Below are 15162 nucleotides of genomic sequence, written 5' to 3' on the forward strand. Positions count from 1 at the left end.
GACCTGCCGGCTCTGGATCTGATGGCATAGTGTGGCAGTCTTCGTGCTGACCACGGACAGAAGCATGATCCTGGCGGCGTGATAATCACTCGAAGGGACTTGACGAGCAAAGGCCCATTACAGAAGCATTGCGCGTTACGTCATTGTGCGCAGCAGTGCAGCCCGCATTGGACAGTGGGCAATAGCGTCTTCGATCTGGCAGACATAGTCAGCTGGCTTCTGACAGACCATCTTACCTGGCCTGCCGTCGTCATCCTGTCCATCGGAGATCAGATCGATACAGCGGTCACCTTGAGACCCCGAGTCGGAAGCAAGGACGGTTGGCCCCACGCGCCAATCGGCGCATATTGAGCGTGATGACACGTGTGCGTCTGATCTTGTGCTGCCTTGTGCTTTTCCTGTTATCAGCGGCATCGATGCTGGAGAAGCCGGAGGTTTCTGCTGCCGTGCTGGGCGCCGCCGCGGCAGCGTTCCATCACCAGCCATCCGAGCAGACGCCCTGCAAGGGCCTTGCGATGGCCACCCCAAGCTGCCCTGCCATGTGCACTCCTGCTCACGCGGTGTCGCCGAACACTGTGCCACCGGTTACCGTCTTGGCAGCTTTCTTTCGCCCCCCTGATCAGCGGGTCAGGTGCTCGTTTAGCAGACCTGATCCTGACCCACCGAAGCTGAATTCCTTCACCTGCGTGGGCTGCTGTTTCGCGCATACGGGCTGAAGGCGTCCGGCGATGCGCTGTCGTCGCCGGGCAGTTGTCAATCAACAGTAGGGTGAGCGAGGAAAATGTCAGCCGCCGTCCAAGACAGAACCGAGGTGATGCTGAGGTACCCTGTGCGAAGGCACCCCTACTCCGGTGTCAGGCATGATTCTAAAGCGCGATACTATGTTTCAAGACTAGGCCCGACCTAATCACAACGGTGCTGGAGGATTTCAAACCGCACGCGGGACGTCAAAGCGTGCAGCACTTCTACCGGCTTCTGCGATACATAAACCGACCGGACGGTCGTTTCGAGACGACGGACTGCGGGTTGACCAAGCGCCTTTATCGATTGCCCAGTTCCCCTTTTCCGGAAAAGAGCGGCTGTCTGGGCGGCCGTCTCATGCTGATCTTTCGGGATTTGGATCAGAACTGCTCCAAGAAGCACATCTTCAAACTGATCCGGAAAATGCAGCGGCAACTGATCAATTTCGGTAAGGATGCCAACTATGTAAGCTTTGTGGTTGGTCCATTTCCGACGCTGTTCCTTGAGACCCGAAAGCGCGGCCTTCAAGTCGACATCGAGTTTGCGATGTGGGGCGATTCCTTCGAGGAAGCCATGGCCCGGTTCGACGAGGTTGTTGGCCTCATGGAAAGAACGATTGTCGAATGCGATAAAAACGGCATGCACCGCAAACCCATCAAAAGCGGCATTTGAGGGCAGTGGAGCCGCCCTTGAGCTTCCAGCGGCTGAAACGCCTACCTGGGCAGTCGTACGATCGAGCTTCCACGGTCGTGCTTATCGAAGGATTTCGGGTCCCTCCCTACTGCACCCTGTCGGACGCTTGACAGAAACCTACGGCCGCCAGGCAGGAACCTCTTGGCTGACGGGGGCACTCCTGGAAGGTGCCGAATAAGAAAACTTTCCGTCGCCTTGTTGTTGACCTCAAGAAGCGCCATGCCGCAGCGGTCGGCCGGGCGACGAAACGAATGCCGAGACAAATGCTTCAGATCGCTCGCTTTCGCAGCGTGACGAACGGTCGCTTGTAAGGGTATTGGCAGGCTGGGAGAAGCTCCCTATATTGCGCGGTATGAAAAGTCTTCGCTGTGTAATCACCGCGCTGCTATTCTTCGCTCTTGGGGCGGGGACAGCTTGGGCTGTGGTTCAAGACGATGGCACTATGCAGGCGACCATGGAAGCTTCCGTGGATCAGCCCCTGCCAGGCGGCTGCAATGATTGTGGCGGCGACGATACTGGCATGACATCGGCGGCGTGCGCAGCCATGGGCCCATGCATGCATGGCTTGGCGTCTGCCGAGACGAATACCTCCCTGCGACCGGATTCGGTTACCTACTCGACCGGTTCTGAGCATTTCGCTGGCCTCAGGGGCTTGCCAGAGCCCTTCCCTCCAAAAACCAACATCCTCGTCTAGGACGGCTCTCGCCGCATCTCGCGGTGATTTCGTCCCCGTCCGGGTCGGCACGCATTTGTGCAGCCGCCCGTTTCCAGTCCACCCGCGTTCAGAAGCCGCTTCGGCACGCGCGGGAAAATTGGAAAATATGAGGATGCTATGTCTTCCGCTCCACAAACGGCTCACATAAGTGCGAGTCCTGAACCGGCTCGTACAGCAGATGCGATAAGCGCACAGGAAGCGCCGTCGCCTGCGCGCCGTCGCGTGCTCATGATCCTGCCGTTGGCAGCGTTCCTCGCACTCGCTGTCATGCTGGCGTGGGGATTGGGACGCAACGCAAGTGTGCTGCCCTCGGCGCTGATCGGCAAACCTGTGCCTGAATTCACGCTTCCACCGGTCCAGGGAAGGACGCTTGGTCTTTCCAGCACGGATCTGGAAGGCGAGGTTTCCCTCGTCAACGTCTTTGCGTCCTGGTGCACCGCCTGCCGGGAAGAGCACCCGGTCTTCATGGAGCTTAAGAGAACCAACGCCGTCCCCATCCACGGCATCAACTACAAGGACAGGCCGCAGGACGCGGAAAAATGGCTCAACACCATGGGCGATCCGTATACGCGGACTGGCGCAGATCTGAACGGCCGCGTCTCGATCGATTGGGGCGTCTACGGCGTGCCGGAGACCTTCGTGATCGACAAGGAGGGCCGCATTGCTTTCAAGCATGTCGGCGCCGTCACGCCGGAGGTTTATCGCGAAAGAATAGCCCCGATCATTGCGGAGCTACGCCGATGAGGACCGGAGTTCTTGGTGTACGTCTGTCGACCGCCATCCTTATTGTCATTGCGGTGGGCGCCGTGGGGCTCACCGGAGGCGGGATTTACCACCATTTCGCAGCAACACCGTCCGGCGAGCTCGCGGACCGGACGCCACCGGCATCGATCTCCACGCAAGCTGGAAAGGATACAGGCTCCTTGGTCATCCACGATGCGCCGCAAGCCGTTCCGAACCTTTTCTTCGTTGACGGTGACGGGCGCGAAATGTCGTTGGCGGACTTCCACGGGAGGACAATTCTGCTCAATATCTGGGCAACCTGGTGCGTGCCGTGCCGCGAGGAAATGCCTGCACTTGATCGGCTGCAGGCGAAGCTTGGCGGACCCGGTTTCGAAGTCGTGCCGCTTTCGATTGATCGCGACGGTCTTCCAAAGGTCAAGGCCTTCTATGACGAACTCGGCCTTGAGGCGATCGGCATCTATCTCGACGCGTCCGGCAAGGCGGCCTACCGGCTGGGAGCCGTCGGAATCCCGACGACATTGCTGATCAATCCCGATGGCCTGGAGACAGGGCGCCTTGTCGGCCCCGCCGAATGGGACAGCCAAGAGTTAGTCGGTCTCATTCAACAGCAACTTGGGAAGGCGCCCGGCGAGCCGAGCTGAACCTTCACGTTTGGAAACGGAAATTCGAAATGAAAACAATGATCAAACTACTGGCTATTCCGGTACTCGTTGCCGTTACAGTGCCTGCCGGGCTCGCGACCGCCGAACAGGTACCAAATTCGGGCACAGCGGGCGTCGAGGCAAGTCAGCATGCAGATAACCTGGCGCCGAGCCGCTTTGGCGGGCACGTCCACGCTCTCGCGGTCAATCCGCAGACGAAGGAACTTTTCCTTGGCGCTCGGCCAATCTACCGCAGCACCGATGAGGGGAAATCCTGGGCGGCGATCGACGGCATTCCCAAGTCCGAAGAGCGGGCGAACATAACGTCCGTTTCGATTGATCCCACCGACCCGCTGGTGATGTACGCAACCGGCCACGGCGTCGGCGTGGTCAAGAGCACCGACGGCGGCGCAACCTGGCATTCCGCCAGCTCGGGTCTTGGCGGCATGTCTACCGAGGGTTTTTCGATCGACGGCAAGGACCAGAACAAGCTCTACGTCTGGGTTCTCGGCACCGGGCTCTATCGCAGCACGGATGCCGGGGCGTCATGGCAACGGGTTGATGATGGGCCGAAGAAGCAGGAGATCCGCAGCCTGGTCTCGGTCAACGGTCCCACCGGGATGGGCGGCATCTGGCTTTACGCTGGACTGGATACCGGCGTGGTGAAAAGCCCCGACTGCTTCTGCGGCTGGGATCGGCTTTCGAACGAAGGGCTCCCCGAGGGTCGGGTCTATAGCCTCGCCGTCGACCCGTCGAAACCTGAAGTCCTTTACGCAGGACTGCGCCAGGGCGTCTTCAAGACGACAGATGGTGGGCAAAGCTGGAGTCAGGCGACCGATCTGGTCGAGGACGCGGTCGTCACGGTAGATGCCGGCGACCCCGACCGGATCTATGCCGTCGGCGCAGACGGCACGCTCGCCGTCAGCAGGAATGCCGGCGAGCAGTGGACAACGACGGAGGTGGACGATGCAGAAGGCTAACGCAACGAGCGCCGGATCTGCCGCCAAGGGATTCCTCATACCCCTGGTTGTTATCGCTGTGATGGCCGGCGGTGTTGCCATGGCGGTCTATCGGGCCGCGGTTCCGCAGCCGCCCCAGGCCAGCTACAGCGAGATCGCGCCCGTAGAGGCGACAGTGGGCGCGTCGCTGGCCATCGACAGGGAAGAGGCGGAGCTCGGCGAGATGACAGTTGAGGAGGTGGCCAGTGCTACCTTCCGCCTGAAAAATACCGGTACCCAACCCGTCGAGTTCAGCCAGGTCCGCACCTCTTGCATGTGCACCTTCGCCAAAATCGCTCTGCCCGACGGCAACAGCCCGGAGTTCAACATGGCAATGCACAATGATGCCACCGCCAACACCTGGAAAGGCGTTCTCGCCCCCGGCGAGGAAGCGTTGGTCACCGTCACCTACAAGCCGTCGCTGATGCCTGTGGAGGGTTCCGTGGCGCGGAACGTCAAGTTCGCCACCACCGACCCGCAAAACCCGGTTGTCGAGCTCGGCGTGCACGCAACCGTCAAGGGAGGCGCTACGGGATGAAGACCAACCGAACACCACAATCACACGGGAACCAGAGAGAGGACCACCAATGAGCACTTCCGTCCCAGAGACATCGCTGAGCGCGGATATATTCCGATACATCCGCTATCAGCTGCGCGGCCGGCGTGGCCTGATCGTTGCTGCAATCGCCTTAGGCGTGCCGGCGCTTTGGCTCGGTTGGCCGTGGCTCGTCATGGCGGGTCTGGCGCCGCTTCTGATTGCACTTGCACCCTGCGCCATCATGTGCGGCCTGGGCTTGTGCGTGATGAAGTCCTGCTCGAAAACAGGTTCTGGTGAAGCAAGTTCCTGTTCAAAATCGCAAGCAGGCGACCAGACGGCCGCTTCGGTGGCCGCAAACGGATCAACAGACGAGGCGACGGCCCCCTTGGCCATCGCCGCTCCATCCAACCGCGATTTGGGTTCGGTTGAAGATCCAAGTTTCACTCAACCCGCTCAGGCCGATTCCGCTTCAAATCTGGGCGAAGTAGATTGCTGCTCGAAATCGCAAGGCGACCAGACCGCCGCGCCAGTCGCTGCAACCAAATCGACGAATGGCGTTGCCCAGCCCCTGCCCATCGCCGACCCGTCCGACACCAATTTAGATTCGGTTGACGGCCAAACCGTGCCTCAACCCGAGCACGCCGGACCTTTGGCCGGTAAAACTCCCAACCAGGAAAAGGAGACGTTCCATTGAACAAGACATCGAAAATACTGACGACCGCATTCACCATAGCAGCTCTCGCCGCCTCGCCGGTCGCCTTTGCGCAGGACGACACCGAGACCGGCCAGCCGGCACAGTCTCAAGACATGCAGGAGATGATGGAGGGCATGCAGGGCAACGGCATGGGGATGATGGGCATGATGTCCCAGATGAACGAGATGATGAGCAACTGCAACAAAATGATGCAGGCCATGATGTCGGACATGGACATGCCCGCAGAAGAGGGCGAGCAGCCAAACGGAGGCTGAGCAGCAAAGATCGGCGGGCTCGCTTTCCGCGAGCCGCCGCACCTGACTGTGAAGGAGAAATAGCATGATTTCCAGGCGTCACGTCGTCGGAGGCATGATCGGCAGCATTATCGTTCTGGCGCCTGGCCTCGTATCAGCCCATTCGCTGGAAGACGTGCAGCAGGACCTCTTCGACACGGAAAAATATTTCGAGATCAAGCGCGAGCCCGCCCCGGACTTCGCGCTTCAGGACGCCGACGGCAAGTCGGTCCGCCTGCAGGACCTTCGCGGCAAGGTCGTTGTGCTGCACTTCATATATGCCGGCTGCCCCGACGTGTGCCCGCTGCACGCGGACCGGATCGGCGAAATCCAGTCAATGGCCAATGAAACACCGATGAAGGATCGGGTGCAGTTCGTTACCGTAACCACCGACCCCGAACGCGATGTCCCGGAAGTCCTCAAGGGGTACGGTCCGGTTCACGGCCTCAATCCGACGACCAATTGGGTTTTTCTAACCAGCGGACCTGACAAGCCCGAGGACACCACCCGCAATCTTGCGGAAAAGTTCGGCCACAGCTTCACGGTCACCGAGGAGGGATATCAGGTTCATAGCGTGGTCACCCACGTGATCGACCAAGACGGACAGTGGGTCGCCAATTTTCACGGGCTTGGGTTCGAACCCACGAACATGGTCGTCTTCATCAACGGACTGACGAACGCCAACGTTCCCCATCATGAATCACTGTGGTCGCGAATCCGCTCATGGCTGTAGCCATCACACAAATGGAAACAATCTGAATGCACGTCACCTCAACCGGAATGAAACGCCTGTGCGCCCGATGGTCTCTTGCCTTCGTGTTACTGGCTCTGATCGCAGCTTTGTCGATGACCGGCGTACGAGCGGGCGATGGCCCACAAGCTCCGATCATTGCGCTGACTAATGACCCCAGCAGCGGTGCCCTGCTGAAGAGCGACGGCAAAGCGCTCTACCGTAGCGTCGACCAGGGAGCCAGTTGGGCTTCGATTCCACTGCCACCATTGGCGGGCGGGAGTATAGCGGCCATTGCGGTCCCGGCGGATCGGGCCGGCGCAGTCTTCATCGCCGGGCCGGGCCTTGGCGTGCTGAGTACCGAAAACGAAGGTTCCAGCTGGACCCGATCAAACACAGGCCTGCCGAGCAACGAAGTCACTGCGTTCGCTGCCCACGCGACCCTGGGGGAGACGCTCTATGCATTTGTTCCCGAGAACGGCATCTATCGGAGCCAGGATGCCGGCGAAAATTGGAAGCTGGTCGACAAGGGCCCTAAAGAAATTCAACAGCTGATCCACACCGACATGCAGGGGAGCATGGAAACCGGCTGGCTGTACGCGGCCACGTCGCAAGGCGTGCGCGTCTCGATGGACTGCTTCTGCTTGTGGCGCGACGCCGGCGAACTCAATGGCCAGACCGACACCGTTGCCTATGACCCGCAGCAGCCGGAGCGGCTGTACGCCGCTTCCGAGCAGGGGCTGTTTCGAAGCACGAATGGTGGCCAGGAGTGGGAGCCGGCGACGGCGCCGGACGCACTCGTGGCGGCGCTGACCGTGACGCCCTCGGGAGTACTCTTTGCCGCCTCCATCGATGGCGCACTCTTCCGTAGCACCGACCAAGCCGAAACGTGGGAACGCTTTGGTGAGTAGGAGGGTTTTGGTTTGCCTGGCAGTGGTGCTTGCAGCGATATCCGCCAGCGCAGCGGGCGACTCCTTGCCGATGTTGGATTCCAAACAGGTCGAGGCAGGTCGGGCCACCTACGGACAGTACTGCGCCTCCTGTCACGGTGTTGAAGGCAAAGGCGCTGCCAATTGGCGCGAGCCGAACGCCGAAGGCGACCTGCCTCCGCCGCCTCACAACGAGGAGGGGCACACCTGGCGGCATTCAGATGCCGACCTGTACGAGATGATTAGCAAGGGATGGCGCGACCCGTTCAACAAAACCGACCGGCTCACCATGCCGCCATTCGATGAGATTCTCGAACCGGAAGAGATCGCGGCAGTGATCGCTTACCTGAAATCGCTGTGGACAGAAGAGCAGCGGCTTTACCAGCAGGAAGCAAGTGAGAATGAACCGCTTCCCGCTGAAGCAACACAGACTTCGAAATGACTGATGCAGAAGGAAATCAACATGCGTTTTTTTACTCCCATCTTCGCCGTCACAACCGTTTTGTCGGCGTCTGTTGCCCACGCAGCTGCGCCGATCGAAGCGACGCTTTACAGGAATCCGCAATGCGGTTGTTGCGACGAATACGCCAAGCACCTCGAAGCCAACGGCTTCGAGGTCACGCTGAAGGACACTACCGACCTGTCGCAGATCAAGAAAATGGCCGGCGTGCCGGAGCAACTGGCCGGTTGCCACACGATGAGCGTCGAAAACTATGTGGTTGAAGGGCTGGTTCCCCTCGACACACTCAATCGCCTCCTTGAGGAAAAGCCGGAGATCAGAGGCATTTCCCTGCCCGGAATGCCGACAGGGGTGCCCGGCATGCCAGGACCCAAGTCCGGGCCATTGAACATCTACGTGATCTCCAATGACGCCCCGGAAGTCTACGCAACGGAATGATACTCATGCCTTTGGACGATGAGCCGAGAGAGCTTAGATGGATGTAGACTTGAACGATGGTAAGCGGAGGCCTCTGCTGCCATCGGTATTTAAGAAGTCCGAGCAAGTCGACGCGGCGGTCAGACGGAAGAGAAAGACCGCCGTCGCTCTGGCCGGGCTTGTCCTTGTGATGGTGGGCTTAAGCTTTGCCGCGGTTCCCCTTTACCGGCTGTTCTGCCAGGTGACGGGATATGGCGGAACGACGCAGGTCGCCGAGGCAGCTCCGAACCAGTCTGAGCGAAGGGTCACGGTCCGCTTCGACGCCAACGTCACCGGCATGCCGTGGGAGTTCGAAGCTCCCAAGCCGGTCGAGCTCGCGCTAGGCGAGACAGGGCTGGTCGCCTACAGGGGCCGGAATCCGACCAATCGGCCAATCCTCGGTACAGCAACATACAATGTCGTGCCCCTGCAAGCGGGTGCATATTTCAACAAGATCGAGTGCTTCTGCTTTACGGAGCAACTGCTGATGCCGGGCGAGGAGAAGGAATTTCCTGTGACCTTCTTTGTCGACCCGGCCATTGAAGACAATCCGGATCTGGACGGGGTCACAACCATCACCCTTTCCTACACCTTCTTCGACAAAGGGCCCGAGGCGCTCGAGCGGTACATGGAGAGTAATGGGATCGCGGCGACGACGGGCAAGGGTGATCTGGATGGATAGCCTTCGTTCCAGACCCATCCCAGATTCGCTGCAAGGTGACAGTTTCTGGCTGGCGACGATGCGGCGCTATTTGCTGGCCATCCTGGGCGGAAATCTCGTTTGGGAGACACTGCACCTTCCGCTCTACACGATCTGGACGGAGGGGACGGCAGGCGAGCTTATCTTCGCCGTCGTCCACTGCACGGGCGGCGACCTGTTGATTGCGCTTTCATCCCTCATATTGGCGCTCATCTTTGTCGGGGATGCAGGGTGGCCCGCGCGGAAGTACAGAAGCGTGGCTGTTCTGGCGATCAGTTTCGGGCTCGGCTACACGATCTTCAGTGAGTGGCTCAATACAGCGGTACGAGAGAGCTGGGCCTACTCCGATTTGATGCCGGTGGTTTTCGGTACGGGCGTTTCTCCAGTGGTCCAGTGGGTCGCCATTCCTCTCGCCGGCTTTTGGTGGGCGCGTCGGCCCATGCGGATTGATGGTCGGCCTGAAACCCATAGCCTACCAACCGTGACTCGCAGGAGTAAAACCCATGCATAAGCCGACGCCTGGCGTTATCGCTTCACTTGTTCTGTCAATGTTTGCCGTTCTTCTTTCCGGCTTGGCGTTTCTCGCCGTAACTGGCGTCCTTGACGCCGGGAAGCCTATCTCTCGCGATTTCGAGTTGCAGGCACGTGAATATCTTCTTCAGAACCCCCAGATCGTCGTGGAAGCCCTGCAGCGGCTCGAGCAGCGTAAGCTGGCCGCCGAAACAAACGAGCTGCAGACTCTGGTTGCCGAACGGAGCGACGAAATCTTCAGTGACCCGGAAGCGCCAGTTGGCGGAAATCCGAACGGTGACGTCACACTGGTCGAATTCTTTGACTATAACTGCCCCTATTGCCGCAAAGCCGCACCAATCCTTCAGCAAGCGGTGGACGAGGATCGCGACCTTAAGCTGGTTTACAAGGAATGGCCTATCCTAAGTCCAGGCTCGGAATTTGCCGCAAGGGCGGCCCTCGCGGCCCATAAGCAAGGACAATATGGGGCTTTCCACCAGGCGCTGATGGGTTTTCCCGGCCGGATCAGCGAGAGTTCCACCTTGACCATTGCAGGCGATGTTGGCCTCGACGTCGAGCAGCTCAAGCGGGATATGCAGGATCCGGCCATTGCGAACGCAATCGAGCGCAATCGCACGCTCGCCAACGACCTGCGCATTACCGGTACGCCGACCTTTGTCGTCGGCGATGAGATCGTTCGCGGTCTGGTCGACCTCGCGACGTTGCAGCGTTTCATAGCCGATGCACGAGACAAGCCCGAGGATTGAGACTGTGTTCGAGATATCCAACATCGGCATTCTGACGGCGCTGGCGGCAGGCGCGATCTCTTTTCTCTCGCCGTGCGTCCTGCCGCTCGTTCCCGGCTATATATCCTATGTCGCAGGCAACGCTGCGGTGGCAGGGGGACCGCAGCGGTCTTTCGGCGACCGCCTTTCCACCCTGCTTCTCAGCACGTGGTTCGTTCTCGGTTTTTCGACCATCTTCGTGGCTTTGGGAGCCAGCGCAACGGCGATCAGCCGGCTTCTTCTGTCATATCGATACGAAACGAACATCATTGGCGGCGCCGTTATCATCGTCTTTGGCGTCTTCATGACCGGCCTGGTACGGCTGCCATGGCTGCAGCGGGAGTTACGATTCCATGGGAATTTCGGGGGCGGTCGGCCACTTGGCGCTTATGTCCTGGGCCTGGCTTTCGGGTTTGGCTGGACTCCCTGCATCGGTCCGGTTCTCGGGGCAATTCTCACCGTCAGCGCGCTGTCCTCGACAGCCTCCAGTGGCATTGCGCTTCTCAGCATCTATTCCCTCGGACTGGGCGTTCCATTTCTGTTGTCGGCGCTTTTCACCGAGAGTCTCGCCAAACGTCTGAAAGGCATGAAGCGTACCGGCCGCATTCTTCAAATCGGCGCCGGTGTGATCATGATCGTGATGGGCGTGGCGATGATGACCGGCACCATGACGACGTTTTCGTTCTGGCTGCTTGAGCAGTTCCCGATTCTCACGAAAATCGGCTAAGGAGGCCTCTCCATGACCCGGGCATTTCGATTTCAAGAAGCAATAATCGGTGCGGCGGTTCTCGTCCTGATCGGACTCGGAGCAGGCTTGTACCCGCCACGCAGTCTGGCCGCGGAGAATTTAGGGGATGAAGCGCTCAAGCTGCGCTTCGAATATCTTAGCCAGAACGGTAACAGCAACTGTTCGGGCGAGTTTTTGGACTCAATCACAGCGATGCCCGCCACGGCGCTGCTGCAAGGCTCCTGCTGCAGCCGCATGGATGAGCACCGTTATGTCGAGCAAGTCAGAGGGCTGACGAAGTACGCCGAAATCGCACTCATTACGAGCGATCCGTACGACATCCCGGCCGGAATCGCCCAGCAGCTCCTGCCCCATTACTCGACGGAGCTAACACCTGTAGAGCAAGCGGCCTACGACTACGCGATGAAACATTCCGATGAGCAGGGGCCCTGTTGCTGCGAGTGCTGGCGCTGGCACGTCTATGGTGGATTGGCGAAATATCTGATCCGCGAGCACGGCTTTACCGGCGAGCAGATTGCTGACGTTTGGGATCTGTCTGACGGCTGTGGTGGCAGCGGTGAGCACGTACACTAGGCGAGGTCAGTGACCCCTTCGCGTCACCGAATCCGCCGAATTAGCAGGCGGTATATGGTGCCATGCTGCCAGGGTGCTTGGCTGGGTAGGAACAAAGGCACACATCAAACTTGTCGCAAAGGCGATCCAGCCGAGCGAACGGCGTCATGACGAGGAAGGAGGCGCCACATGAGTACGGAAGCCGAAACATCAAGGATGCCGAAGCCGGCGCCCGCAAACCGCCGCGATTTCCTCTATATCTCCACCGGCACGGCAGCTGCTGTTGGTGCCGCAGCAGCCGTCTGGCCCCTTATCGATGGCATGCAGCCATCCGCCGATGTGGGCGCCCTCGCAACAACAGAGGTCGATCTCTCCCCGATCGAGCCGGGCCAACGTGTCACAATCAAGTGGCGCAGCAGACCAGTGTTCATCGTCTATCGCACGGAGGCATTGATTAGGCAGGCCCGCGCCGACGACGACAGCCCCGATCTTATCGACCCGGCCCCCGACAGCGCCCGGGTCCAGCGACCCGAGTGGCTGGTGGTCATCGGTGTGTGCACGCATCTGGGCTGCATTCCGCTCGGGCAGCAGGAGGGCGATCCCCGCGGTCCGCATAACGGCTGGTTCTGCCCGTGCCATGGCTCAATCTATGACAGCGCCGGACGGGTCAGGAAAGGACCCGCACCGCGCAATCTTGACGTGCCGCCATATGCATTCCTGGATGACAACCGGATCCGCATCGGATGACCAATCAAGTGAAGGGACAGTTGTTGTGAGTAGTTTGAAAAAACAGGAGGGCCGCTTGAAAGATCCAAGTGGCCTCGATCGACGAGGGCTTCTTCGCCTTGGGAGTGTAGCCGCCCTGCTAGGGCTGGCAGGCTGTTCAACAAGCGAGCCTGCCCGTTTCTCAGCATGGGCTACCAACCCGCAATCTTCTTCGAAGGACAACGTCGGCAGCATACAAAAGAGCGATCTCTCCTATTACACGTCAATCTATGCGGCTCGTCCCGACGAGAAGTTTCCGATCCCTGCCATTCCGGTCGACCGTATCGATCCCATCTATTTCAGGCAGCTCGTCGATGATCCGACTGGCGAGCGGCCCGGAACAATCGTCGTTGATACTGCCAACCATTTTCTCTACCTCACCCGCGAAAACGGCAAGGCCATGCGCTATGGCGTTGGACTCGGCCGAGCCGGCTTCGAGTGGTCCGGACGCGGCGTCATCCAGTACAAGCGCGCATGGCCGCGCTGGACGCCCCCCGATACGATGGTCGCGCGCCAGCCTGAACTCGAGCCTTACAGCATCGCCAATGGCGGCATGGACCCGGGCCCCAAGAATCCGCTCGGGGCACGTGCCCTCTATATCTTCCAGAATGGAGTAGACACGCTCTACCGCATCCACGGAACACCGGAGTGGTGGACGATCGGCCAGTCAGTGTCGTCGGGATGCGTCCGCATGTTCAACCAGGACGTGATCGATCTGCATGATCGTGTGCCGAACAGGACGCCCATTCTGGTCACGAGCCTCGGTCCGACCCGGCCTGCGCTTTCGACGTAGCTGCCCTCTGAACCCGTGACAGGGAACGGACGCTATCCCTCCATACGCTGCCGGAGCCGCTATTGCCATGCGCCGGCTGCTCTCACCTTTGTTGTGATGCCTGAGCCATCCGTCGCCACTGGCCCCATCGGGGAAAGAACATCGGCACGCGGTTGCAATAGTCGCGATAATCGTTCCCAAACTGACGGATCATCTCGCGTTCTTCCTTGCGAGCGAGGAAGTAGTAGGCGATTACAATCAGCGGGAACAGCCCGACCGAGAACGCGGTCGGCCAGTGCACAATGCCTTCACCGAACAAAGCTATGAACAATCCGGTATACTGGGGATGCCGGACAAACCGATATAACCCGCCCGTGACAAGCCGGTTCTGCTTGCGCGCTCTGTAGACCTCACGCCACCCATGTATGAAAAAGCCCACTCCTATCACCACAAGCGCATAGCCGATGAGCATTGAAGCAAGCATCGCTGTTCCGCCGAGCTGAAAAAGTGTCGACCAGAGATTTGAGCCGACATACTCCCGGTCAAGGCCAAAGGTGCGCGCCAACAGATAGACGGTCAGAGGAAAACCGTACATCTCGGCATAAAGCGCGATGATGAACGCCTGCACCAACCCGGCGCCCGCCCACTCACGCCACCTCTGAGGGGCAAAGTAGTGGTAGAAGACCCAGGATGCGACAACGATCATGATCGCCGCGACACCCCAACCAGTAAAACTCATCGTGCGTTCCTTGACTGGCGGTTCACCCGCGGCAGGCCATTGTTACAGATGATCCGCAATGCCGGAGCAAAGTGACCTGCACTGGCATGCGCCGACAGTTCGACGGGAAGCCTGCGCGACCGGCGCGTTCTGCCTCGTCTCCCGCGTGAACGTCAGGCCGGCATCTTCATGGCCGTGTCGTTCCATGGTGAATCAGCCGGTGGTCTTATGCCGGTTCTTAGCTTTTACGTCTCAAGTGGAATGCGACTGAGTTGTTCCGGAACTTTCCTGTTTCCGGCCGCCGACAGAATCTCTCTGCCGGCTATAAGAAACGCAAGTATCTTATTGGCAAATAAGAACTCGGGGCACCTAAATCAACTCTTTCTCGCACTCAAAGGTCGATGGGACCTGGAGGCAGTGCCTCGTGGCGTTTCCCGATCTTTCGCGTGACTTGGAGGTCGTGTAGCAAGTGCTCGCCGTCTAGAAGCGGGCGATGATTATCAGACGGGTGCGGTGGGGCGACCAATCGACTGATCGCCGGCATTCTATACCATCTCGACCGTCTCGGCCCAATATCGAACTCCGTTCGTGTCAGTCCCAAGCCGCCCCGTCGAGCGCGTCGAGCGGGAATTTGATATACCGCGTGCCGTTCGACTCCGGTTCTGGCAGGCGGCCGCCATTCATGTTCACCTGCAGTGCGTGCAGGATAAGCCGTGGCACGGGCAACCTCCTGTCGCGCGCCTCGCGGAGCTTCACGAACTCGGCCTGCGACCTGCATTTCGAGATATGAGTGCTCTTTGCCTTCTGCTCGGCGACATTCGATTCCCATCTGGGTTCGCACCTGTCGGGCTGGTAGTCATGGCCGGTGAAGATGCGCGTTTCTTCCGGGAGGGCCGGAATCTCCTGGACTGACTCCCAGAGACGTGCGGCGCTGCCGCCGGGGAAATCAACGATGGAGACTTTTGGCTGCCGAATTTATC

19 protein-coding genes and 1 pseudogene are annotated in these 15162 nt (G+C 59.6%); 18 read left to right on the forward strand and 2 right to left on the reverse strand.

What is annotated here, in order from left to right; genetic code table 11:
- Nucleotides 1-954 precede the first annotated feature (954 nt).
- The 18 genes from N1058_RS21590 (at nucleotide 955) to N1058_RS21675 (ending at nucleotide 13485) form a co-directional block, all read left to right on the forward strand.
- The gene (locus N1058_RS21590; protein WP_265519675.1) at nucleotides 955-1413 is read left to right on the forward strand and encodes a hypothetical protein; all 459 of its coding nucleotides are present in this window, start codon (nucleotides 955-957) and stop codon (nucleotides 1411-1413) included.
- Between the two features lie 976 nt (nucleotides 1414-2389).
- Nucleotides 2390-2893, forward strand: coding sequence for a DsbE family thiol:disulfide interchange protein (locus N1058_RS21595; RefSeq protein ID WP_338040716.1), 504 nt, complete (start codon nucleotides 2390-2392; stop codon nucleotides 2891-2893).
- Nucleotides 2890-3534, forward strand: coding sequence for a TlpA family protein disulfide reductase (locus N1058_RS21600; RefSeq protein WP_265519677.1), 645 nt, complete (start codon nucleotides 2890-2892; stop codon nucleotides 3532-3534). The genes N1058_RS21595 and N1058_RS21600 overlap by 4 nt, the downstream gene beginning before the upstream one ends.
- 29 nt (nucleotides 3535-3563) lie before the next feature.
- Nucleotides 3564-4514 carry a WD40/YVTN/BNR-like repeat-containing protein gene (locus tag N1058_RS21605; protein ID WP_265519678.1) on the forward strand — a complete coding sequence of 317 codons (951 nt, stop codon included), beginning with the start codon at nucleotides 3564-3566 and terminating at the stop codon, nucleotides 4512-4514.
- Nucleotides 4501-5070 carry a DUF1573 domain-containing protein gene (locus N1058_RS21610; RefSeq protein WP_265519679.1) on the forward strand — a complete coding sequence of 190 codons (570 nt, stop codon included), beginning with the start codon at nucleotides 4501-4503 and terminating at the stop codon, nucleotides 5068-5070. The genes N1058_RS21605 and N1058_RS21610 overlap by 14 nt, the downstream gene beginning before the upstream one ends.
- 49 nt (nucleotides 5071-5119) lie before the next feature.
- The gene (locus N1058_RS21615) at nucleotides 5120-5764 is read left to right on the forward strand and encodes a hypothetical protein (RefSeq protein WP_265519680.1); all 645 of its coding nucleotides are present in this window, start codon (nucleotides 5120-5122) and stop codon (nucleotides 5762-5764) included.
- Nucleotides 5761-6039, forward strand: a complete 279-nt coding sequence (locus N1058_RS21620) for a hypothetical protein (RefSeq protein ID WP_265519681.1) — start codon at nucleotides 5761-5763, stop codon at nucleotides 6037-6039. Before N1058_RS21615 ends, N1058_RS21620 begins: the two co-directional genes overlap by 4 nt.
- 64 nt (nucleotides 6040-6103) lie before the next feature.
- The gene (locus tag N1058_RS21625; protein ID WP_265519682.1) at nucleotides 6104-6790 is read left to right on the forward strand and encodes an SCO family protein; all 687 of its coding nucleotides are present in this window, start codon (nucleotides 6104-6106) and stop codon (nucleotides 6788-6790) included.
- Between the two features lie 26 nt (nucleotides 6791-6816).
- Nucleotides 6817-7698 carry a WD40/YVTN/BNR-like repeat-containing protein gene (locus N1058_RS21630; protein ID WP_265519683.1) on the forward strand — a complete coding sequence of 294 codons (882 nt, stop codon included), beginning with the start codon at nucleotides 6817-6819 and terminating at the stop codon, nucleotides 7696-7698.
- Nucleotides 7691-8158 carry a c-type cytochrome gene (locus N1058_RS21635; protein ID WP_265519684.1) on the forward strand — a complete coding sequence of 156 codons (468 nt, stop codon included), beginning with the start codon at nucleotides 7691-7693 and terminating at the stop codon, nucleotides 8156-8158. Before N1058_RS21630 ends, N1058_RS21635 begins: the two co-directional genes overlap by 8 nt.
- 3 nt (nucleotides 8159-8161) lie before the next feature.
- On the forward strand, nucleotides 8162-8614 hold the full coding sequence (locus tag N1058_RS21640; RefSeq protein ID WP_265519685.1) for a DUF411 domain-containing protein: 453 nt from the start codon (nucleotides 8162-8164) through the stop codon (nucleotides 8612-8614).
- 37 nt (nucleotides 8615-8651) lie between these two features.
- Nucleotides 8652-9314, forward strand: coding sequence for a cytochrome c oxidase assembly protein (locus tag N1058_RS21645; RefSeq protein ID WP_265519686.1), 663 nt, complete (start codon nucleotides 8652-8654; stop codon nucleotides 9312-9314).
- Nucleotides 9307-9843 carry a hypothetical protein gene (locus N1058_RS21650; protein WP_265519687.1) on the forward strand — a complete coding sequence of 179 codons (537 nt, stop codon included), beginning with the start codon at nucleotides 9307-9309 and terminating at the stop codon, nucleotides 9841-9843. Before N1058_RS21645 ends, N1058_RS21650 begins: the two co-directional genes overlap by 8 nt.
- The gene (locus N1058_RS21655; RefSeq protein ID WP_265519688.1) at nucleotides 9836-10609 is read left to right on the forward strand and encodes a DsbA family protein; all 774 of its coding nucleotides are present in this window, start codon (nucleotides 9836-9838) and stop codon (nucleotides 10607-10609) included. Before N1058_RS21650 ends, N1058_RS21655 begins: the two co-directional genes overlap by 8 nt.
- Nucleotides 10584-11354, forward strand: a complete 771-nt coding sequence (locus tag N1058_RS21660) for a cytochrome c biogenesis CcdA family protein (RefSeq protein WP_265519689.1) — start codon at nucleotides 10584-10586, stop codon at nucleotides 11352-11354. Before N1058_RS21655 ends, N1058_RS21660 begins: the two co-directional genes overlap by 26 nt.
- A gap of 12 nt (nucleotides 11355-11366) precedes the next feature.
- Nucleotides 11367-11948, forward strand: coding sequence for a hypothetical protein (locus N1058_RS21665; RefSeq protein ID WP_265519690.1), 582 nt, complete (start codon nucleotides 11367-11369; stop codon nucleotides 11946-11948).
- Between the two features lie 168 nt (nucleotides 11949-12116).
- Nucleotides 12117-12674, forward strand: coding sequence for a ubiquinol-cytochrome c reductase iron-sulfur subunit (petA, locus tag N1058_RS21670; protein ID WP_265519691.1), 558 nt, complete (start codon nucleotides 12117-12119; stop codon nucleotides 12672-12674).
- Between the two features lie 55 nt (nucleotides 12675-12729).
- Nucleotides 12730-13485 carry a L,D-transpeptidase gene (locus N1058_RS21675; protein ID WP_265519692.1) on the forward strand — a complete coding sequence of 252 codons (756 nt, stop codon included), beginning with the start codon at nucleotides 12730-12732 and terminating at the stop codon, nucleotides 13483-13485.
- A gap of 82 nt (nucleotides 13486-13567) precedes the next feature.
- On the opposite strand, the gene N1058_RS21680 is transcribed toward N1058_RS21675, so the two are convergent.
- Both N1058_RS21680 and N1058_RS21685 read right to left on the reverse strand, forming a co-directional pair.
- Nucleotides 13568-14203: a methyltransferase family protein gene (locus N1058_RS21680; RefSeq protein ID WP_265519693.1), complete on the reverse strand. Its 636-nt coding sequence runs from the start codon at nucleotides 14201-14203 to the stop codon at nucleotides 13568-13570.
- A gap of 570 nt (nucleotides 14204-14773) precedes the next feature.
- Nucleotides 14774-15130: pseudogene (locus N1058_RS21685) on the reverse strand (bifunctional sulfur transferase/dioxygenase Blh); the annotation flags it as partial.
- Nucleotides 15131-15162 lie beyond the last annotated feature (32 nt).

The organism is Nitratireductor luteus (assembly GCF_026162365.1).
GTDB classification, from domain to species: domain Bacteria; phylum Pseudomonadota; class Alphaproteobacteria; order Rhizobiales; family Rhizobiaceae; genus Chelativorans; species Chelativorans luteus.